This is a genomic window from Nonomuraea sp. NPDC050536 (assembly GCF_044457685.1).
Classification (GTDB): Bacteria; Actinomycetota; Actinomycetes; order Streptosporangiales; family Streptosporangiaceae; genus Nonomuraea.
Genome location: NZ_JBITHD010000027.1, coordinates 17,226 through 38,119, shown reverse-complemented (window position 1 = coordinate 38,119; position 20,894 = coordinate 17,226). Strand labels below are relative to the sequence as shown.

General features: G+C 60.8%; 14 protein-coding genes. 8 read left to right on the top strand and 6 right to left on the bottom strand.

Annotation, left to right across the window (positions count from 1 at the left end):
* Nucleotides 1–21: 21 nt before the first annotated feature.
* Nucleotides 22–969 carry a hypothetical protein gene (locus ACIBHX_RS45580; RefSeq protein WP_397074392.1) on the top strand — a complete coding sequence of 316 codons (948 nt, stop codon included), beginning with the start codon at nucleotides 22–24 and terminating at the stop codon, nucleotides 967–969.
* 502 nt (nucleotides 970–1,471) lie between these two features.
* Here ACIBHX_RS45580 and ACIBHX_RS45575 read toward each other — a convergent pair.
* Entirely contained in the window at nucleotides 1,472–1,987 is a 516-nt protein-coding gene (locus tag ACIBHX_RS45575; RefSeq protein WP_397074391.1) for a VUT family protein, read from the bottom strand.
* Between the two features lie 516 nt (nucleotides 1,988–2,503).
* Between ACIBHX_RS45575 and queC the strand changes: the two genes are divergently transcribed.
* The 7 genes from queC (at nucleotide 2,504) to dbpB (ACIBHX_RS45540) (ending at nucleotide 9,445) form a co-directional block, all read left to right on the top strand.
* Entirely contained in the window at nucleotides 2,504–3,193 is a 690-nt protein-coding gene (gene queC / locus ACIBHX_RS45570) for a 7-cyano-7-deazaguanine synthase QueC (RefSeq protein ID WP_397074389.1), read from the top strand.
* A 7-nt stretch (nucleotides 3,194–3,200) separates the two neighbouring features.
* On the top strand, nucleotides 3,201–3,839 hold the full coding sequence (queE, locus tag ACIBHX_RS45565; RefSeq protein ID WP_397074388.1) for a 7-carboxy-7-deazaguanine synthase: 639 nt from the start codon (nucleotides 3,201–3,203) through the stop codon (nucleotides 3,837–3,839).
* Entirely contained in the window at nucleotides 3,839–4,195 is a 357-nt protein-coding gene (gene queD, locus ACIBHX_RS45560; RefSeq protein WP_397074523.1) for a 6-carboxytetrahydropterin synthase QueD, read from the top strand. Before queE ends, queD begins: the two co-directional genes overlap by 1 nt.
* A complete protein-coding gene (gene folE2, locus ACIBHX_RS45555; protein WP_397074387.1) occupies nucleotides 4,195–4,989 on the top strand; it encodes a GTP cyclohydrolase FolE2 in 795 nt (264 codons plus the stop codon). The genes queD and folE2 overlap by 1 nt, the downstream gene beginning before the upstream one ends.
* A 966-nt stretch (nucleotides 4,990–5,955) precedes the next feature.
* Entirely contained in the window at nucleotides 5,956–7,104 is a 1,149-nt protein-coding gene (gene dbpB / locus ACIBHX_RS45550; RefSeq protein WP_397074385.1) for a DGQHR domain-containing protein DpdB, read from the top strand.
* A complete protein-coding gene (gene dpdA / locus ACIBHX_RS45545) occupies nucleotides 7,101–8,336 on the top strand; it encodes a tRNA-guanine transglycosylase DpdA (protein ID WP_397074384.1) in 1,236 nt (411 codons plus the stop codon). Before dbpB (ACIBHX_RS45550) ends, dpdA begins: the two co-directional genes overlap by 4 nt.
* Nucleotides 8,336–9,445, top strand: coding sequence for a DGQHR domain-containing protein DpdB (gene dbpB / locus ACIBHX_RS45540; protein WP_397074382.1), 1,110 nt, complete (start codon nucleotides 8,336–8,338; stop codon nucleotides 9,443–9,445). The genes dpdA and dbpB (ACIBHX_RS45540) overlap by 1 nt, the downstream gene beginning before the upstream one ends.
* A gap of 620 nt (nucleotides 9,446–10,065) precedes the next feature.
* Here dbpB (ACIBHX_RS45540) and dpdD read toward each other — a convergent pair.
* From dpdD to ACIBHX_RS45515, 5 genes are read right to left on the bottom strand one after another with little or no spacing between them, the layout of a single operon-like run.
* Nucleotides 10,066–12,297 (bottom strand): protein DpdD, encoded by a 2,232-nt coding sequence (gene dpdD / locus ACIBHX_RS45535; RefSeq protein WP_397074381.1) that lies wholly within the window; start codon nucleotides 12,295–12,297, stop codon nucleotides 10,066–10,068.
* Nucleotides 12,294–12,830, bottom strand: coding sequence for a phospholipase D-like domain-containing protein DpdK (dpdK, locus tag ACIBHX_RS45530; RefSeq protein WP_397074379.1), 537 nt, complete (start codon nucleotides 12,828–12,830; stop codon nucleotides 12,294–12,296). The genes dpdD and dpdK overlap by 4 nt, the downstream gene beginning before the upstream one ends.
* A complete protein-coding gene (gene dpdJ / locus ACIBHX_RS45525; protein ID WP_397074377.1) occupies nucleotides 12,827–17,236 on the bottom strand; it encodes a protein DpdJ in 4,410 nt (1,469 codons plus the stop codon). Before dpdJ ends, dpdK begins: the two co-directional genes overlap by 4 nt.
* Nucleotides 17,233–17,988 carry a hypothetical protein gene (locus tag ACIBHX_RS45520; protein WP_397074375.1) on the bottom strand — a complete coding sequence of 252 codons (756 nt, stop codon included), beginning with the start codon at nucleotides 17,986–17,988 and terminating at the stop codon, nucleotides 17,233–17,235. The genes dpdJ and ACIBHX_RS45520 overlap by 4 nt, the downstream gene beginning before the upstream one ends.
* The gene (locus ACIBHX_RS45515) at nucleotides 17,988–20,858 is read right to left on the bottom strand and encodes a hypothetical protein (RefSeq protein WP_397074374.1); all 2,871 of its coding nucleotides are present in this window, start codon (nucleotides 20,856–20,858) and stop codon (nucleotides 17,988–17,990) included. Before ACIBHX_RS45515 ends, ACIBHX_RS45520 begins: the two co-directional genes overlap by 1 nt.
* Nucleotides 20,859–20,894: the final 36 nt, after the last annotated feature.

Below are 20,894 nucleotides of genomic sequence, written 5' to 3'. Positions count from 1 at the left end.
GCGTCGTTAGCGTGCTCGGTCATGACGCTCACGCTCCCCTCCACCACGTTCCGGACCTCCGTGGTGTGCGCCTACACCTCGCTCACCCGCGACGGGCGGCCCATCACCTGGCCCGTCACCCCGTACACCGGTCCTGGCGGCACGATCGACGTCAGCACCGGCCTGACCTATCCCGACAAGGCCGAGCGGGCGCGCCGCGATCCGCGCGTCGCCCTGCTGTTCGAGGGCGACCCGGTGGTGCTGGTGCAGGGCCGCGCCACCGTCCGCGACGCCGACCTGCAGGCCAACACCGACCGGTACGTCCGCGAGTCCCTGGCCAAGATCCCGGACGCCTTCTCGGGGCTGCCGCGGTTCCTGGTCAAGCGCCTGACCTGGTACTTCGCCCGGATCTACGTCGAGGTGACACCCGAGCGGATCACCTGGTGGCCCGGCGGCGACCTGACCGGTGACCCGCTGATCTGGACCTGCCCGCCCGGCACCACTGCCCCCGCCTCCGACCCGGCCCCGTCGGGCCCGCGCCTGCCCGGCCGCTCCGCTCCGCCCGCCGACTGGCGCCCGTACGCCCGCCGGGCCCGCGACCTGGGCCGGCCGATCGTCTCGACGGTGACGGACGGCCGGCCCGTGACCGTGCCCGCCCGTGCCTTCTCCAGCACCGCGACGGGGTACGAGCTGCACCTGCCGGCCGGCGTGGTCGCCGCGCCGGGACCGGTGTGCCTGACCTTCCACCGGCACGATCCGGGCATGCGGTGGCAGGAGAACGTCGTGCTGCTCGGCACCGCCACCGCCGATGGCGACGACCGGCTCACCGTCGCGATCGATCGCGCGCTGCCCGACTGGAGCCTGCCCGAGGACCGCCGTCTGCGGACCCGTTCGTTCCTCGGCCACGGCAAACAGCTGAAGCGCCGCCTCCGCGCCGAGGCCACCCGCCGCGCCCAGCCGATGCCGCAGGTCCGCCTCCCAGCCCGCTGATGCCCTCACCAGCCGTTCGGCACGGGATGCCTCCGACCTGCGATCACGACACCGCAGCTCCAGGCGAAGATCTACGCACACTTGGGGCTGGAGCTGACCTATCACCCCTCACAACACAAAGTCCTGGTTGCTGCTACGAGCAACCAGGACCATATGGAATACGGGTCTGTGTCCGAGGGGCGACTCGAACCGTTCGCCTACCTTCTTGACCAGGACAAGCAGTGGCTTGATCTAGGTGGGGACGCGTGATCAAGAGATGTAGTCACGAACCTGTCTGGATCTTCGGGAGGTTACCGAGACCTGTACATCGCTGCTCGATGGCAAGCTGACCCGGCGCAGGGGCGGCTGTGGCCGAGTGCTCGATGCAGCGGGCAGTCGGCGCCAGCCACGTCGTAGAGGTGTGGCGGGCGGTTGGAGTACGTGCTCTGACCTACGTCTGTGCCCGCATCACATCTACGATGCGAAAGATCATCCCGCAACGGCCTCGAAGGGTGGGGCTGGCTCAAGCTGCGGCCCTTCTCCAGCGCCGTAGAAGTGTCAGCACGACAACTGCTGCAACGGTCATCCAGGTCTTGCCGAGAATCTGCCCCGGGAGGTAATCGAGGGAGTTGAAGGCCAGCTTCAGGAACAGGAGACTGTCGCACAGGATGCCTACCGCGTTCGAGACGACCATGGCGATCAGCAGGCCGCGCTGGCGAAGTGGCTCGTAGACAGCGAAGTCCGCAAGTTCGGCGACGGCGAAGGCAGCAGCTGATGCCATAGCGAGGTTGGGATCGGCCAGCACGTATGAGATGACGATGCCAGCCGCTATCGCTCCCAGGACCGCAAGTCGACCGGCCGCTTCTCGGCTGAGGTCGCGGAGTACGAGGGCTAATCCCACCATGTAGACGCCGGCCGGCGCGAGGTAGCCGAAGCCTACGGGGACTGCGCCAAAGTGTGACACTGCCAGATTGGCCGCGGGGATGGTGGCAACGTATGCCACGAGCGCAGCAGTGCCTGCGGTGAGGGAAGCCTTCACGTTCTACTCTCAGTTCAAGTGGCAACCCGCCTGGGCGGTGGCCAGCAGGGTGGACTTGGAGACAGTACAGCCAACAGCACCGACAAACTGCGTGGATCCCGCTGGTATGGGAGGACGTGCGTGACGCTCTCTGAGAGTCTTTGATCTTGCTCTGAGGACGACTTTGCGCCTCGATCTGCTGGTCGGTAGCCCTGCTGCGAGCTAACGATCTCTCACGAGTTGCCCATCGTAAGAACGGCGTGAAACTGCTGCATCGACTGATGGCGACGAGGGTGCACTTTCGTTCTAACGATTCGTGTCGAAGTCCGGTTGGACGGCGCGCTTCCCTCTAGCGTGGCAGTTGTGGATGGCAGGGCAGTTGCGGGAGGTGTGCTGGATCATCGGTGTGCGTGAACCGCGAAGGTTGTGGGGAGTTGGCAGAGACATCATCTGGAAACTACGCTTACCTCTGGGACTGATGTGGTGTAAGTTTCGTTGGCCTCCATGCGAGCAGAGGGCGATCAAGTGACTACAGACATGCGTAAGGCCGTGGTACTTCTGAGCGGAGGCCTGGACTCAACGACCGTCCTGGCGATCGCGCGGGAGGAAGGTTACGAGACCTACGCGCTGAGCTTCCGCTACGGACAACGTCACACTGAGGAACTCGAGGCAGCCAAGAAGATCGCGGTTGAACTCGGTGCAGCCCAACATGTGATCGCGGAGATCAACCTGGCCGTCTTTGGTGGCTCCGCGCTGACCGATCCTGCTCTCGAGGTGCCCCACCACGAGAGCGCCGAAGACCTGGGCGCCGGAATTCCTATCACTTACGTTCCGGCTCGCAATACCGTCTTCCTCTCCTTCGCTCTGGCTTGGGCTGAGACCCTGGGTTCGTCCGACGTCTTCATCGGAGTCAACGCCCTCGACTACTCCGGCTACCCCGACTGCCGGCCGGAGTACATCGAGGCATACGAACACATGGCCAACCTCGCCACCAAGGCCGGCGTTGAGGGCACGCAGAAGCTGAAGATCCACACGCCCCTGATCAAGCTCACCAAAGCAGAGACCATCCAGCGTGGACTTGGCCTAGGCGTCGACTACGCGCTGACCCACAGTTGCTACGACCCAATCGACGGCTGCGCCTGCCAGACTTGCGACTCCTGCCTCCTTCGGAGCCGAGGATTCTCTCAGCTAGGTCTCGTCGACCCGTCCTTCACCTCCAAGGCGTAACACGCACATGTATCGCATCAAGGAGATCTTCTACACCCTGCAAGGCGAGGGCAGCCATGCAGGGCGGCCTTCGGTGTTTTGTAGGTTCACAAGCTGCAATTTGTGGACTGGCAGGGAGAAAGATCGACACCGGGCGATCTGCCGGTTCTGCGATACGGACTTCGTCGGTACGGATGGCCCAGGCGGCGGACGCTTCGCCACGGCTGCCGCTCTGGCCGCGGCCGTTGCCAAGACATGGATGGGCACGTCTCACCCGCGTAGTCGGCCCTATGTGGTCTGCACAGGTGGAGAGCCGCTCCTTCAACTCGATGAGGAAGCTGTCGACGCCTTGCATGTCGAGGGGTTTGAGGTAGCCATCGAAACCAACGGCACACGGGCGGCTCCCGCTGGCATCGACTGGATCTGTGTGAGTCCCAAGGCAGGCACTGAGTTGGTTCTGACGTCAGGACACGACCTGAAGCTCGTCTACCCCCAGATCGGAGCTGAGCCGGAACTCTTTGAAGGCCTTGACTTTGATCGGTTTCTCCTGCAGCCCATGGATGGCGAAGACCTCATCGCCAACACCAAAGCGGCAATCGAGTACTGCCTTGATCATCCGCAGTGGCAGTTGAGTGTCCAGACCCACAAATTCTTGGGAATCCGTTGATCGAGATCTTTCGTGAGTTCACCTTCGAAGCAGCCCACAGACTGCCGAACGTCCCTGAGGGGCACAAGTGCGCACGGCTTCACGGACACAGCTACCGAGTCCAGGTGCACATCCGCGGTGAGGTCGATCCGGTCACGGGTTGGTTGATGGACTTCGGCGAGATCAAGCAGAGCTTCAAGCCTGTGCTGGACCGACTCGACCACTACTACTTGAACGAGGTCGCAGGGCTCGAGAACCCCACTAGCGAGGTTCTCGCCAAGTGGATCTGGAACCGATTGGTCGGTGTCTTGCCACTGTCGGCGATACAAGTCCGAGAGACATGCACTTCCGGATGCATCTATCGAGGGGAGGACTGATGCTCGCTGACGTGCAGGCAACCCCCGACAGTCGTGGCATACCGCTGGACGAAGTCGGGATCGAGGGCATCCGCTACCCCGTTCTCGTAGCCGATGGGCAGGGCGCAAAGCGTGAGACGGTGGCCACGGCAGCGATGTCGGTTGCCCTCGGCCCTGAGGTGAAGGGTGCTCATTTGAGCCGCTTCATTGAGGTCCTGCATGGTTCGCGCGAACAGTTGACCTACTCCACGGCGCTGGGTCTAGCGGATGAGCTGCGGGAGCACATGGGGACTTCCAGCGCGCGTGTTCACTTGGTCTTTCCCTACTTCCTCGAGCGTGAGGCACCCGTTACAAGGTCGCGCGCTTTCGTCGAATACACCTGTGCGGTAACTGCCTACAGCAACGTGGAAGCTACTCACCTGCAGTTGAGTGTCGAGGTGCCGGTAACCAGCGTGTGCCCCTGCAGCAAAGCCATCAGCGATCGTGGTGCACACAATCAGCGCGGCCACATCACGGTCGAGGTCAAGCCGTCCAATCGCGCGAGCGACCTGTGGTTTGACGAGTTGATCGACGCTGCCGAGGGCGCGGCTTCGTCACCGGTCTATGCGCTGCTCAAGCGCCCAGACGAGCGGTATGTCACCATGGCCGGCTACGACAACCCGGTCTTCGTTGAAGACATGGTTCGCAACGTCTGCGAGGTCTTGTCAGCTTCTGACCGCATCGCCGCTTATCGCGTGCGCGCAGTCAATGACGAGAGCATCCACAATCACGCGGCATACGCGGCGGTCTCTTGGACCTCGCCGAACGGTGTGTAGCGCCATGGTCGACAGCGGTCGCCAAACCGGCCAAGCCGTGCATGTCGTGGTGACGTGCACGAACCGTAAGCGGGTCCCCGTCCCCGAACACCTCCATGTTCGAAGCTTGAAGGCCAAGGGATCGGCTGGGCGTAGCGACGAATGGATTAATCGCCTGTCAGGAGCCAAGACAGTGGTTGCCGCGGGTGGCATGTACGCCGGCGAGCACTGGCTTGTCGCACGTGACTTAGCTGCCGCAGTTGGCCCGGAAGCAACCCTGTGGGTGTGCTCAGCAGGTTATGGATTGATTCCTGTAGATGCGCCCATCGCCCCCTACGCGGCAACGTTCGCCTTTGGGCACGAGGACTCGGTGGCCTCGGACTCCGAGGGCACTCGCCAATGGTGGGAACTGCTCTCGCGGTGGGTCGGGCCACGGGGTGGCCAACCACGCTCCTTCGCCGCATTGGCAAGCCGCTATCCGGACGCAGCGATCATCGCCGTTCTCTCGGACCCCTATCTCCGCGCATGTGCCGACGACCTTCGAGAAACCGCCTCGAGGCTGTCTAACAGCGATACCCTCTCCGTCATCGGGCCAGCGGGACGCTGTGCAGAGATCGATGATCTGGTGGTCCCTGTCAGCGCAGACCTCAGGTCCGTCGTCGGAGGGAGCCTCCTGTCACTGAACGCCCGCGCAGCGATGCACGTACTCAAGGAATCACGTCTGCGTGGAGACGCTGTGCAGCGCCCGCTACTGACCAAGCTCATGAGCGACGCCCTCGAAGCGGCCCCCCAGGTCCCTCAAAGGCCACCCGGAATCCGGATGACAGACGAAGAAGTCCGCGCCTTCATCCGGAAGCGATTGAAATATGGGCCCACATCGGCAACGCCTCTACTGCGCGAACTGCGAAATTCAGGCCTATCCTGTGAGCAAGCCCGCTTCAGGCACCTATTTCTCGAAGAACAGCGCGCATCGGCAGGTGGATGGCAATGACGACACCGCCGAGGCCAGAGACGATCGAAGTGCGCGCCCTCCGGATCATCCAAGTGAGGGACTATCCGCTATTCGTTTTCATGCTCCGTGCGGATCAGGTGCTTGAGTTCGCGGACATCTCGAGAGTGAGCCGGGACGAGGCAGGGAAGCTCATTGGCTACCAGCGTCCCCAGGTGAAGAAGCACATCCAAGAGATCGTCCAATACTTGGATAGCGACCTGCCTATCTTTCCGAATCCGATCATCATGGCACTGTCCTCACGGGTGCATTTCAGGTCGACTCGTGGGGGCAACAGGCATCCAGACGACGGCGCCTCGGATACGGGGAGACTCGTGGTTCCCTTCCCTGAGGAGGGAAAGCCCAAGCCCGCGTGGATCGTCGACGGCCAGCAGCGGGCATTGGCGCTCTCCCAGGCACGCCGCCAGGACTTTCCGATGCCGATCATCGCCTTCATCGCGGACACCGTGAACCTGCAACGGGATCAGTTCGTGCGGATCAACAACACCAAACCACTCCCTCGTGGGCTTGTGACGGAGCTGCTTCCCGAGGTCGACAGTCCGCTTCCACCGCGGCTCGCCATCAGGAAGGCCCCGTCGCAATTGTGTGACATCCTGAATTCGGATAAGAACTCGCCGTTTTGTGGCCTCATCAAGCGTGCCTCCACTATCGGAACCAAGCAATCCGGTGCAGTGGTTACCGACACCGGAGTCGTGGACATGATTCAGGAGAGCCTTACGTCCCCTTCCGGCGCCCTCTACCCCTACCGCGACATCGGCCGAGGAGAGACCGACTTCGACGGTATCATCCATGCGCTCTTCACTTACTGGACAGCGGTTCGAGAGACCTTTCCGGATGCTTGGGGTAAGCCCCCGGAAAAAAGCCGTCTCATGCACGGCGCCGGCATACGGGCAATGGGCCGCCTCATGGACCGCATTCTGGGCATCGTCGACCCAACGCGAAGCGACGCACCTGAAACGGTCAGAAAGCATCTGGAACTCATCGCCCCGCACTGCAGATGGACCTCAGGAACCTGGGAAGAGATAGGGCACCGCTGGAACGAGATCGAGAACGTTAGCAAACACGTTCACGAACTCTCCAACTATCTTATCCGCGCCTATCAGACCGCACGCAGGGGGCTCGCATGAAGTTCTATTTCCCGGACAGTCAAGATCAGGTTAGTCCGACATTCAACTTCGTCACCGAAGAGCACTCGCCGTATCGCGTTCGGCAGCGCGATGACAAGTATGCGCACGAGATCCTCCAACCCTTGCCTTACGATGGCCTTCTTGTCAGCAAGGCAATTGTAGACGGCTCTGTAAAAGGAGCGGGGAAATACTCGATGCCGCAGCGAGAGCGGCTTTATCGGCTCGGTGTTTCACGATATTTCAGACTTCCTGCGAACATCGTGACGCTGGGGGACTGTGGCGCCTTCAACTATGTCGACGAGGAGATCCCTCCGTACACCATCGACGAGGTCCTCGACTTCTATGAACGCTGCGGATTTAACGCCGGGATCAGCGTCGACCATGTGATCTTCGGATATGACTCGAAAGTCTCCGAAGATGAAGCGAATCCGGCGTGGAAGAAACGTCGCGAGATCTCGCTCCAGTATGCTGCCGACTTCTACGAGGCCGTTGAACGCAGGGGAAATAAGATCGAGCCCGTCGGTGCTGCTCAGGGATGGAGTCCGGCAAGCTATGCCGACAGCGTTCGACGTCTTCAAGACATGGGCTATAAGCGTATCGCCCTCGGAGGCATGGTTCCTCTGAAGACGGCAGACATTCTTGCTTGCCTGAAAGAAATCGATCAACTGCGTCTGGCCGTCACAGAGTTGCACCTCCTGGGGATCACCCGGGTGGCATCGATGGAAGAGTTTGCACTCCACGGCGTCACCAGTTTCGACAGTACCTCGCCGTTCCGGCAGGCGTTCATGGACGATCGCAATAACTACCACACGCAGGCCGCGGCATATATCGCTATTCGTGTTCCGCAGGTCGATGGTAACCCTGCTCTCAAACGTCGGGTGCTAGCAGGCGAGGTATCGCAAGCGAAGGCCAAGTCGGCCGAGCGGGAATGCATGAAGCGTCTGCGTGCGTACGATCAAGGCTCCGAAACCGTGGACAGAGTAATCGAGATCCTCGGAGAGTACGAGCAAGTGGTTGAGCCAGAAACGAAGAAGAGTAAGGTTCCCGCTTATCGGGTAACGCTCGAAGATCAGGCTTGGAAGTCGTGCAAATGCACAATCTGTGCGGAGCATGGTATCGAAATAGCAATCTTCCGCGGATCTGAACGCAACAAGAGGCGCGGGTTCCATAACTTGTCGGTGTTCGCCACTAAGATGCACCACATCAAGCACCCCCTTGGACAGGAGAACTGATGGCCGACCGCCAGATCCTTCGTCTCCCCGCGTTGGAGGTCCGGCAGGGATCGCGCCGTATATATTGCTTCGCCGTCGACGGCAAGAGGCTGCATGAGTTCGCGGCCGTCTCCCGCATACGTCGCGATGCGAAGGACCAACTCCAGGGATACCAACGGCCCGAGGTCGCGAGCCATATCCGAGCCATCCAGCGCTATCTCGAGTCCGAGAACCCCATGCTGCCGAACGCGGTCGTGCTCGCTTTCGACAACCGGGTTCACTTCGAACCGGCGGTTAAGCGTCACGAAGTCGGCTACTCGGTGCCGGGGGAGTTGGTTGTTCCCCTGGACGAGACGCTAGACGATGACGAGAAGCCGGCATGGGTGGTCGACGGTCAGCAGCGCAGTGCGGCCATCCGGGATGCTGACATCGGAGAGTTTCCCGTAGCAGCGGTCGGCTTCATCGCAGACAACGATGCCGAGCAGCGAGCACAGTTCATCCTCGTCAACAACACCAAGCCCCTGCCCAAGGGGCTGATCCACGAGCTCCTGCCGGACACGAACACTCACCTTCCGCCGACTTACGCTCGCCGCCAGCTACCTGCTGCTCTGATGACGCGCCTCAATGGGACGTTCAACGGGCCGTTCTACCGAGCAATCGCCACGCCCACATCCCCCGATGGCTACATCAAGGACAACAGTATCCTTCGAATGATTGAGCACAGCCTGTATCAGGGTGCTCTCTATCAGTATCGTGACCCTCGGGACGGTGCCGGCGACGTTGATCAGATGCTTGCCCACCTCAACACCTACTGGGGCTTGGTGCGGGAGACGTTTCCCGAGGCGTGGCCCCTACCGCCGAGACTCTCGCGGCTCACCCATGGCGTTGGGATTCAGGCCATGGGGTTCATCATGGATCATCTAACGGAGGACATGCCTCCGCAGGAGATCCCTGGTGCGGTCAACGACGCGCTGAAACGAATTGGGGCGGGCGCTGCTTGGACGGGTGGTTCGTGGAAGTTCGGTGCAGGTGAGGCTCGGAAGTGGAACAGTTTCCAGAACACACCAAACGACGTTCGCTTGCTCACGGATGGTTTGTTGTACCTGATCAACCAGGAAGCCCTCTTTTGAGCAGCTTGATGGTTGAGCCGGAAGATATCTAGCTACTGCTTGAGGAGGCGTTGATAATCAACGCTCCTCAAGCGCCTAACTAGCGCTTCTTGCCTATCCTTCGGCGAGTTCGCGCAAGATGGCTGACGATCTGCGAGAATTGACGAATACCATCGGTCGCCCACCTCGTTTGTCGTTGATGAAATCGGTAGCTGCGTGCATGGCTGACGCCGTTACTACAACGAAGACGTCCGCGTTGGCTCCTTGGGCGGCCAGTTTCCTGCTGCCGTCGTGTTCGGCGTGTTTCGATGCAGTCGGCCCTCTTCAGCGCCTGCATGGCCCTCCGGTGAACTGTGGACGCGCACCCATCCCGGGCCTTTCCGCCAGCGGCCTAGGCCGTCCAGCAGTCCGATGGACTGTACGTGTCCACGGCCAGCACGACTGGCATGGGAGCGGTTCACAGCGTCCAACCATGCGAGGCGCTCTTCGAGCTTCTTGGGACAGAGAGGGCCTTCGACAAAGATCCCGGAATCGCTCAGGCTGTCGACAACCGATGCGGGCAGGCCGGCAAGGAGCGGGTCAGCCATCCTGCCCGCATCGATTTGAATATGGGAAGCGGTTCGATGGTTTAGGTGCCCTGACTATGGCTCCTCGATGCTCGGAGTTCCACCAAAGATTGCGTCGAAACCTGTGAGGACCGCCTCTACTAGAGACGCCGAGCCCTTGCCGAGCGCGTAATGAATTGGCTTGCGGCCGCGCGCCTTCTTGAGTGCATCTGTCGCGGAGTGCGTTGCCGCTCTATCTGCGATCACCAAAATGTCTGCTTGCTTTGCAGCGTTTCTTAGTGCTGCACTTGCCACAGTATCGGCGAAGGTTTCGACGTGGATGTCAGGGTACCAATGTCGCACAATTGCTGCTGCCCTGTTCGCGGCAGATTCCACGAGAGAATAAATTGCCACGAAACTGCCGTCGGGTGGGCTGACCTGAACGGCGGTATTTGGCGTCTGGCCTATTGGCTTTGACGGAATCGCCAGTTCCAGCTCGAAGTCTGAGGCGAGCATTCGGGCTGTTTCAAGCAATATGGCGTCGATCCGGCGTGCGTTGTGTGGGCCGATCCGGCTCAAAATCTGCGTGGCAAACGTCTGGAGAGCCATCGCTGTGTCGGGCCGAGCTGCGACAAGCATTTCGATCGCCTCGAGGCCGAGGGACAAGTTGGCGTCGGTCAGGAACGGTGTCCAGCCGGCACGGAGGCTCTCTACCAGTTCATCGAAGATCGCTGGGGACACACCCGTGGTGAGAGTTCGGCCGACGAGATCGAGCAGCCGGTTGGCTCGATGGCGATCGCCGGACTCGTCTCCCAAGGCCCAGGCCTCGACAATGGTCAACCGCAGGTCTTGGATTCCGACCACGTCATTGGTCGCCAAGAAGAGGTCACGTTCCATGTCGAGCAGCAGTTCGATGAGGTCTGGAAGAAGAGAAGAGTCTACTGACCTGCTGAGCGGCCGAGCCACATCGACAACTTCACCGAGCACTCCAGCCTGCATCAGGCGGGGGACCGCCTGGGCTCGCAGTTCCGCAGTCGTCCGGGCGCGTTCAGCCGCGCCAATGCTGTCAGCGAACGCGGCCTTGAGCGCCACCCCTAGCGGCTCGGCAGCGATAGCGACTTGGTGCCCGCTTGTTGTGAGCGGGCCGGACAGTATGTCTTGGATCTCAGACTCGCCGAGTCGCTCCCGCCAGCGCTGGAGGAGTTGTATCGAGCGGTTGCTGAGAGTCTTCGTAACGAGTTCGAGGAGAACCGGAAGATAGGTAGCGGAGGGCGGGACCAGCGCAAGGACGTCGATTGCGGCGTCGAGACGCCCACCGTCGAGAGCTAACTGCAACTCTGCTAGGTCCGGTTCCCCGGTGGGTGCTCGGTCGACTGTGTCTGGCAAGGACAGTAGGGCCGCAAGGCCACTCCTGCCGTTGGCTTGCTCGAGCCAGCCCGATTCGTGGAGGCGCGCTGCGACGACTTCTGCAGGCTCGCCGGATGACAGCGCCCAGTACGCGTAGTATTGCGCCCCGGCCGCTGACCTGATCATTGTTGCCGATCCCAGCAGGCATCCGAATGCTGACGTCGCCTGCACAAATTCTGCGATGTCAGCCGTATCGGGAAGGCGGGCCATAGCGAGGCGGGCCAGTGCATCCGATGCCAAGATAGGCCGGTCAAGCCGGATCAGGTCCGGGAGCTCATCGAACTGCTTCAGGAGATCCCACTGCTCGAAGGTCGCAAGATACTGTAGCCGTAGGAAGAGTTTGTTTGCTCTAGAAAGCCGGTGATCCTTCTCCAAGAGATTCAGAATTTCTTCAGTCCTGGCTTCCGATCCCGAAGCGCAGGAGTCTGAAAAGTCGCCAATGAGTCGTCCCAGTGGCAATGCCAGACTGATCCTTCGATAGGGGCGTACGGTAAGTGACCGAGTCATTCGGGCTAGGCTTTGGCGGACTCTGGCCTCTGCATTACTATCCCTCGGAATCAGAAGGCGGTATGAAAGACCTTGCGGGCCGGTCAGGGTCCGGACTGCCTGATCCAGTGGTAAATCGGAATCCCGTGGGACAGGCTGTCCGGAAAAGTCGGTCCACGATCCTACGTAAGCCTGGATCAGGTCGCGGACCCATAGTCGTTGATCCTGGTCAGAACAGATTACATACCAGTATGTCCAACTGGATGCATGGACCGGGAGAACAATGGGAGATGCAGGACTGGCTAGCCATGAGGCTTCAGCTTGGGCCACGATTCTCTCGACAGCCTCATTGCCGGTGGCTGAGATTTCGTTGGGTGGCGAAAAGAATGTTGCGACAAACTTGGCCCATGTCGCATTGGGGAGGGCGGGGTTCACTTGAATAGGCCAAGTAGCTCGGTGGCGGCCGCAGCGACTCGTGCTTCATCTGTCGTGACCGTGATGAGTTCCCCATTCATGGTAACTCCGCTGTATGTTAGGTTCATTGATCCATAGACTGCCCAAGTATCACCTATCAGTGCTTTTTCGTGACTGAAAACGCGATGCTCACGTGGCAGTCGAGTGAGCGAGAGACGGTCAGTCGTCCCATCTAGTGATGCGGCTTGTTCGACGCGTGACAGGAGTGCCGTTTCACGATCGCCGGGGCCGCAGGCGATCCGGACGAAGGTTCCGAACTGCAGCATTGCCCTGAGTATGCTGGAAAATGGCACGAACGTTGCTGTCCAGGATGCATTCAGCGAAGTGAATTTGCCGCCTCGATTGTTCAGCGCTGGGAAGTCCGACATCCAAGGCGACACGACGAGCAGACGTTTGCCCGGGTTTAGCAACTCGGAGAGGAACAAACCTTCAAGGCAGTCCGTGAGGTCTCGACTTGGCGAGGCCGCCGACCTGTGGATGAGTCGCGTGCTCATTGTGGTGCCTCCCGAAGCGACACAGATACTGCATACCGACCACCTTCCCTAAGGATTCCTTCCAATTGGGGATATACGTGTAGCCAGCCAACTTCTAGCGGGTCAACCATCAGTTCGCGTAGCGCCCGTGCTAGTGCCGGTGTCCTTCCGGAATCGCTGACAAGTAGGGCGGCGCCGTGGGCGTGCAGTGCGGAGGCCAAGGCTTCGCGCCACTCTTCGTCATCAATATCGACACCCATCGGACGACTGGGCAGTACATCTCTCAGCAGCGTTCTTTCCGTGGCGATCGGGTTTGACATGAAGCGATTGGTTGCTCGCAGCGTTTCTGGACGCCGCGCACATGCTCGCGTCCATAGCAGGCTGAGGAGGACCGTCTGCGCTCTGGTCTCTGGAGCTGCTTGGTTTGTGGGCGTCGCTATGCGCCTAAGCCTATCGAGCAGCTGATCATCTTGTGCGAGGAACGCGCATATGGCGCGGTGGTCTATCGCGAACCCAGCGCGCATGTCGATGTCGTCCCAGCGGTCCAGAGCCAGGCGGAGAAGATTGTCGCTCTCAGCGCCTGATCCCGGCCGGAATATGCGTGTTGACAGCGCGGTGAGATTCGCATGCGTTTGAGGGACCCCCTCATCGGTAAGGCAGGCGATGAGGGTCCGCCACGCCTCCAGCCTGTCTGCTACTCCGGTCCGAAAGTGTTGCGCCGCGTCGATGACCCGAGCGCTGGTCGACAGCAACTCCAGGACTCGGCGCAATGACGGGTCAACCTCCTCTGAGTCGGAGGGTTCTACGGCTGCTGCGACGAGGGAGTCAAACCTCCGCGGATCGTCCGCTATGCGGCGAGTCAGGGCCTCGACCAGCCCACCGCCGCCCGGAACGGCATCAGACATGACGATGCGAGCGTGTGGCCCTCCCTCGTCGAGGACATCTACCAAGCCATCGGTGTCTACGTTGAAGTCCGGGCAGATTTGCTGTACTGCGGCCTGCCAGGCAGCGGCCAGGGTGTGTATGAACCGGGCCCGGATCCATGGTAGCCATGTCTGATCGGGATCCTGGCTGAGGACCTGGAGTGTCTCTTCGAGAACTTGGATTGTGCCCGGGTTTTGAAGCGCGTCAAGAACTGTTTCCCGAAGGGGAGTTTCGTCGACTTCGGTATGTTTCGTGGCGAGAAGGACGCCGTCTACTACGGTTCCTGCCAGTGCCTGCCACTGCTGGGGTGCGAGGCCGAGCAGGCTAGCAATGCCGTCTCCGCGAAGCGCGGCGTCGGCCGCCACGGATAGGACCACTTCTGTGACCCATGAGGCGGTAAATGGCCCAAGGCCGCTTTGTTCAAGACCATGACGGGTGAGGTCCGCGAACCGGTCTGTTCGCAGTTGGCGAAGCCTGCCGGGATCGGTCTCTAGCCTAAAGGCAGCGATCGAGTCCGGCACAGCCACGGTGACAAGGAGCGCGTCGATGGTGCTGCCGAAGCCGACTGCAGCGCGGCTCCCCTGCCGTGTGAATGTAAGCTCTTGGCGCTTCCGAGTTCTCGGCATCACGGTTTCGGCCGTACTCTCCAGCGCGAAACGCCATGTCCGTAGGGGACCGCGATCAGCATTTAGGAACGCTGTGACCTTCGGGATTAACTGACCGAGAGGGCCGCTTCTCGGACGGGGTAGTGGAGTCCCCTCATTATCCGCGTCGATGGCGAAGCGCCACCTGAGCCAACCGTTCGAGCTTGGCTGGACATTGGGCGGCGGTACAGTCGGGCGGATAGTGACGGGTCGGACGACTGGAACAGGGCCATCCGGCGTCGGCACGTGGGTGATCACTTCGCCGTCCGGAGCCAGTCCGGCGTCGAGATCGAGTACGCCGGATGCAGGTGCCTCGATCCACAGGCCCCGTACCTTCTGTACGGCCCAGCGAAGAGTCACCTTACCTGGAGCGATTTCGCTGAGCGCCATTCCGGCCGGCATGGACGTTTCGGCCGCCGGGTCGTAATTAGCGGGTGGGGAAATTTCCACTTCCGGAAGTGCGAGGTCACTGAACAGTGTTGACGGAATGAATTCTGGCAGTGGCTGTCGCGCGATGATGTCAGTGCCTGGGACTACCTCTCGCGATTGTACAGTGGACCAGTCGCTGCGCAGTCGGCGATAAGCGGTTGCCACGACTTCGAGCATGAGCGAGCGAGGGTGCTCCCAGCAGACACTCTGCGTCTCCTCGCGGCTCAGGCCTAGGCTTGACTGAACGAAATCAAACAGGTCCTGTTGAGCAGCGCCACCGTCGAGCACGTCGCCTAGGAGTTGTTGGCATGCCTCTACCTGAACAGATTTTTCGCTAGGTCTTGAGAGGATCCTGCGTACGGACCAGCGTTGAGATCCATCAACGCCAAGTCGGACGGCGATCCAGTCAATGAGACACATTGCGGCTTGCATCTTGCGCACAGATTGATTACCCAGCGGCAGACTCTTGGCCGGGACCGTTGGGTCAATGATTGTCTCATAGGACTGAAAGGCCAGTCGGTCGCGTCCATAGTCCGAGAGCACGACTATGGTCCAGGGACGTTGGTGCTGCACTCTTCCGGCCCGGCCGCGACGTTGCAGGAACTGTGCAATGTCACGCGGTGCCTTGTGTTGAAGAATCGCTCCCACTCGTGGGTCGTCATATCCCACTTCCAGCGATGAGGTCGCAATGACGATGTCAGTGGAGTGGTCGACGCCAGTATCCTGTGACGATGTCCGGGATATTTGCAGAGAGCGCGTCTCGAAGCCCAACTTCTCTGGGAGCCACCAGTACTGGCCTTCGCGATCCCATTCTGACTCGTCACCGATCCCAGCGTAGCGAGCAGCGTCATCCGGGATGCGAAGCCCTGCGAGGACATGTCCTCCCGGCTCGGGATTCCCGAAGGGATCCCGGCCCTCCGCACTGAGCACCTGCCGGTAAAGTCGGTTGACCAGATCAAGGTTCTCGAGGAATGCGAAAACCCGCGTCCCATAGGTCCCGCCAGGGCCGGCTCCGTTCTCGTCCAGGATTCGCCGGAGCAGCATGAGGCTCTGGATGGAGGTCGAGAGCAGAGCGGCTTGGGAGGCAGGATCCCCACGGAGGAGGAGTTGATACTCGCTTCCCTTGCGTTTCATGTCGTCTGGATCAGGACGAATATCCGCCACAGATTCAGGTGAAAGGCCGCACAGATCAGAGAAGAATGTCGCTGCGTTTGCCAGCGTCGCACTCAAGCCTACCCAAGTGACTGGGCGTCCCATCAGTTTGCGCCAGCGCCGAAGCAGATAGGCAACCTGGGCGCCGCTCGTGCCCGAGTAGGTGTGGATCTCGTCGAGCAGGACGAGATCAGGCGCACGGCCCCGCCCTACTCCGAAGACATGCCTCGACCACCCATCGCTTAGTTGTTGGTTCAGCATCTCTGTGGTCGTAAACAGGATGTCGGGTACCCGGTCCTGCATGGCAGTGCGAGTCAGTCGAAACTCGTCCGCTGTTACCTGTCCCCCGCAGCTCTGGCACTCTAGATGCCCCCAGTCCACTTGACTGGTGCGGCGGCCTGAAGGGCGTACCCAAACAAGCGCCCCGCCGCAGCTAGAGTCGCCGTTAGTTCCTGGGCAGGTCAGGAATGGGCAGATCCAAGACGATCCTCTCTTCCGCCATCCGCCCCGTCTGTCTGGTTCGCCGTCGCTGCGGAACGGCGTGGGCCCGAAATAGGCACCGATGGTTAGGGGCCGACTGCCAGAAGATCGGAGGGCACGTACCTCCTGCAACGCCGTCGCCAGTTGATCCTTCAGCAGTTCGTTCCGGGGATAGATCGCGATGACGCGCGGGCCGGTGGCATCCGCTGCCAGTTGCGACAGGGCAGGGAGGTAGAAAGCAAGGGTCTTGCCACTTCCGGTGCCCGCACCGATCACCACCCCGCGATCTATCCTGGCCTGAAGCGCCGAGAAGATCTCAGCCGTAGCGCTGAGTTGGAAGCGAGATAGGGATCGTCCAGCCAGGACACGCTCGACTTGAGAGAGAACGGGCACAGGGATCTCACGCCCCTGCAATTGCTTGAGGGCGTCGGGGGGCTTAATGTTTCTCTCGGGGAAGACGCGGGGCCTGCGGAGGAAGCGGAAGTCTGATACCAGGCGGCTACTGGACTGCCAGGGCTTACCAGGCAGCAACTGACGGAGTCTGGCGAAAAGGCGCACCGATTCGGACATCCTAGTCCGGTACCTGGCCGGCCATTCTCTAGGCAACTGGACCAAGAGGTTCTCGGCCAGTAGCTCGTCGACGCAGGCTTGTGGATCAGGGCTGTCGCAATGTTCGTGAAGGAACTCGATGAGGCTGTCTCGTGTCCATGACTCGTCGATGAGTCCCCAGGCGATGTTCCGTGCGTCGGCTTCCTCGAGGGCGTCGAGCACGGCAAGAAGAGCAGAACGGGTAGTCATGATCGCAGCATGATCCTGAGGGTTACGGTGTTTTCTGGGTCGGACAACCAAGCGCGGACGGCAGGTGTGATGAGTTGCCAGGGCGCGCCTTGATCGGTCGCGGCCTGGCGCAGGAACTCACTGACCTCCGGGTGATGACGTTCTAGGCTCTGCTCCAGCTTCGGTCGATCCGCCGTCCACGATGCGGCGCCGCTGACGATGTCCTGGAGTCGCTGTACCAAGTCGTCTGGGCTGAGGTTCTCGATTTTGCGTCCCAATAGAGATTGGATCCATCGCAGCCTGGCTGCCAGTGCCTCGCTGGCCCCAGGATAAACGAAAATCGGATCCTCGATCCCGTCCGGTCGAATCTGCAACCGCTTCATGTCTACGGATCGATTGAGGTCCCCGAGGAGGAAGCGGGCGAACTTGTCAGCGGTGTCCAATGCGCTACCAACCGACTGTGAGCGAATTCGCGAGGCCACATCGTTGATAGGTGCCCCAACGATAGCGGTCGCTGCCGTCCGCAATGCTGTCCGGGCCTTCCCAAGGTCGGCTGATGTCGCCTTGCGGACTGCCGGCTGAGTTAGCCCAGACTCCGCGAGGACTGGGATCACACGCAACGCACCTTCTAGATCCTCGCGCGCTCTGCTGGCGCGCAGTTGGATTTTCTCGATCTCGACCCTTGCCTGCTGATCAGCCTCCTGGGCTTCTACTTGTGCCAGTCGGTTGAGTAGGCCCTCGGCCCGCGAGGCTAGAGACTCTGGTGTGGGCATCACTGTACTTCCTGACTTGCCCGGTCCAGGAGAGTGGCTAGGTCTCGGAGTTCTCGTATCAGTGCGTCTGTGTCTACGGCCCCGGTAGTCCGCGTGGTCGTCAGGTTCTTCTCCAGGTTCGAGAGAAGTTCGTTCGTCACATGCGCAAAGCGCCCCAACGCGGTCAGTTGTGGCACGGGATCATCGAAGACGTCCCAGAGGTCGCCGGGTTCAATTCCGTCAGCTATCTTCTTGCTGAGACGTCGGTAAGTCTCCATGGCTTCCGTACCGACACGGTTTCGGGCCCCTTCGTACAACTCTTGCGAGTCGGCACGCGGCAACCGACCCCGGGGTTGGCATTCTCTGACGAGACGATCGACGACCTTGAACGTTGCACCCAGATCCTCAGTGGGGTCAAGAAATCTCCCTACGTCACGAACGCTTCGAGCTACGTCGTTCCACACTTGCTCTGCCGCTCGTGACTGCCGAGTCTGAAGTTGTCTCAGCAGTTGGCTAGTACCGTCGTCACAGGCGGTTTCGCTTTCAACTGACCGCGCTTTCAGGTGCGACTCGATATGCCGCAGAACCGGGCCTACGTCGAGCAATGATGGCTTTCCAGCTCCCTTGGCTGCTGTGGCGTGAGCCCGGACGATTGCGAGGGCGTCCTCACGAACTGACCGAACTTCCTGAAGGAACTTCGCTACGGCCGGGTTCTGCCCTCGCGGCGATACCGGCATTAGCATCGCTGACAGAGCGGTGGAGACCGTCTGGCCTGGGTCTGTGGCCGCGTAGCGCAGCACTTCGAGTGCCTGCACGGCGGCGGGCAAGGCCGCAGCGTCGGTTGTCGCGAGTTGGGCGAGTTTGCTCGCGTAGTCGCTGATTCTCGTCTGGAGGTCGAAGAACCACCGTCCCTGGTCCACAGAATCCAGGCTGTGTCCATCGGCGGCCGCAAGGATTCCCTGGATGAGGACAGCGTTGTCGTCGTTGGCGTCTATCCGGAACGGGATCGGGCTTTCAACCGCTCCTCCGCCTTGCGCCCGTTCGATATCTACGTCACTCAAGCGCAGCGTGTGGGACCCGATCAACCATGCAGACCTGGAGCCCTTGGTCCTGGTGATTACGACTCCGTACGGGCCGTTCTGCAGACGGGTGATCACTGCCTCGCAAATCCATCTCCGGATGCGGTTTGCGAGAGGGGAAGTAAGCAATCCGACACCGTTGGCCCACTGGTCGATCTCGGTTGCTGCTTGCCGTTGCGGTTTGCGCGGCGGAGCGCCCGCTTCCTCCGGCTCATCCTGGTCGCCGGCTATTCCAGAGCTCAGTTGGGAGCCGAAATATGTCGCGATGGCTTCGAGTGCCGGATCGACATTTGGTGGAGACTGAGCATAGAAGGCGCGCAGGCTCAATTCGATATCAGGGCTCGCGTGATTACTCCGCCGAATAGCCGCCCGCATACTTGGAGGAACTGCTTGCCGCACGTCGTCCAGGGACCGAGCGAAGTGGCTAGATGGGAATAGTCCGCCTGACGGCAACTCGTCTTCGGCTGTCTCCAGTGGGCCCCGGATGACCTCACGGAGGATCTCCCTGGGTTGGAAACCGCCGGGACTGGCCAGTTCGACCAATCTGTCGACGGCAGCGCCGTTGAAGGGGTAGAAACCATAGCCGTCCTCTGACGCGCCAAAGGTTGCATGGCATCGGGGTCGATCTTCGCACGATAGGCAGGCGTTCGCAATGTCGGAGTCTTGGCTGCCCAACGCCACTCCACCGAGCGTCGCATTGGGCATACGTCCTGCATTGAGATAGCGGCCGACGAAGTCGCGCAGGCCCGTTTGGCCAATGGTCTTGAGGCTGATGTCGAGAGTGAACTGCACTCCTCGGTCGGTGAAGGTGTCCAGGGAGTTAAGGTACCCGGACGTCACGGCAATTGCAGCGCGGAGTTTACACAGCCGGGCAGAGGCAGGAATCGTGAGTGCCTGCGCCAGTTGCTTGTCGATGCCATGCAGGAGCACTAGGTCCTCGATTAGCAGGCAGAGTTCCTGACCGCGGGCAGCGATCTCCTCTCGCACGTTCTCGAAGACGCTGAGCAAATCAGTGCCTTGCCCCATGAACACCTCAGCCTTTGCGCGTGGCAGGTACCAGTCGCATAGGGCAGCAACATCAGAGCGCAGATGTTGGTTCGACACTAGGGCGCCTACGAGATGTTGGAGCTCTGGCCCTAGGTCGTCGAAGACAGACGGGTCAACCCGTAGATCGGCCTCCGTCAGATGGAGGTCGGCTTCATCGATATCCTCTGATGGCTTTGCCCCCCCACGAGCAAGGCGGACAATTCGGTGTACGGGACCGTTGTGTCTGCTTAGGACGTTCCGAAAGGTGTAGTCACCAAGCAGTCGATGCGTCTTACGACGTAGGTCAGTGAGTTCGGCGGCGGACACGCCCGGTAGGCCACGGACTTCACTGGCTGGGTCGAATTCAATTAGGTGGTCCAGCCTGGCCAACAGGGCGCTAACCGCTTCTTCGGCGCTCGCGATATCCGACGACGCCCGCGCGAGTTCCTCGCGGAGTTGTCTCGCCTTAGGCGTGTCAATTCCTGCAAGTATCTTTTCGGTTACTCGCTGAAGCGAAGTGTTGCGCTTCTCGATGTAAACGACGTGCCACGTCGGGCGTGCTCCTAGACGGGTCTTGAGCCACCTCACGAGATGGCTTTTCCCCGTGCCCTTCTCGCCCTTAATGAAGAGCAAAATCGGTTCATTTGAAGTGATCGGCCGTGTAAAGGCGCGAAGGACATCGTCCTCGCTTTCCTCGATTAAGCGGCCGCCTTGCTCCCGGCGAACTGGTAGCCGTTGGTGGATCGCATGAAACACGGCGTCGGCGCGCGGGTCGTCGATCTCCAATCCGCCGACATCTACCTGTGTGGCGAAGTCGACCGC

What these genes read in the sequence shown, in the direction of transcription:
- folE2 (WP_397074387.1), top strand. Translation starts at nt 4,195, where the DNA reads ATGCTCGCTGACGTGCAGGCAACCCCCGACAGTCGTGGCATACCGCTG.
- dbpB (WP_397074385.1), top strand. Translation starts at nt 5,956, where the DNA reads ATGACGACACCGCCGAGGCCAGAGACGATCGAAGTGCGCGCCCTCCGG.
- dpdJ (WP_397074377.1), bottom strand. Translation starts at nt 17,236, where the DNA reads ATGACTACCCGTTCTGCTCTTCTTGCCGTGCTCGACGCCCTCGAGGAA.
- ACIBHX_RS45520 (WP_397074375.1), bottom strand. Translation starts at nt 17,988, where the DNA reads ATGCCCACACCAGAGTCTCTAGCCTCGCGGGCCGAGGGCCTACTCAAC.
- queE (WP_397074388.1), top strand. Translation starts at nt 3,201, where the DNA reads ATGTATCGCATCAAGGAGATCTTCTACACCCTGCAAGGCGAGGGCAGC.
- dpdK (WP_397074379.1), bottom strand. Translation starts at nt 12,830, where the DNA reads ATGAGCACGCGACTCATCCACAGGTCGGCGGCCTCGCCAAGTCGAGAC.
- queC (WP_397074389.1), top strand. Translation starts at nt 2,504, where the DNA reads ATGCGTAAGGCCGTGGTACTTCTGAGCGGAGGCCTGGACTCAACGACC.
- ACIBHX_RS45580 (WP_397074392.1), top strand. Translation starts at nt 22, where the DNA reads ATGACGCTCACGCTCCCCTCCACCACGTTCCGGACCTCCGTGGTGTGC.
- dbpB (WP_397074382.1), top strand. Translation starts at nt 8,336, where the DNA reads ATGGCCGACCGCCAGATCCTTCGTCTCCCCGCGTTGGAGGTCCGGCAG.
- dpdA (WP_397074384.1), top strand. Translation starts at nt 7,101, where the DNA reads ATGAAGTTCTATTTCCCGGACAGTCAAGATCAGGTTAGTCCGACATTC.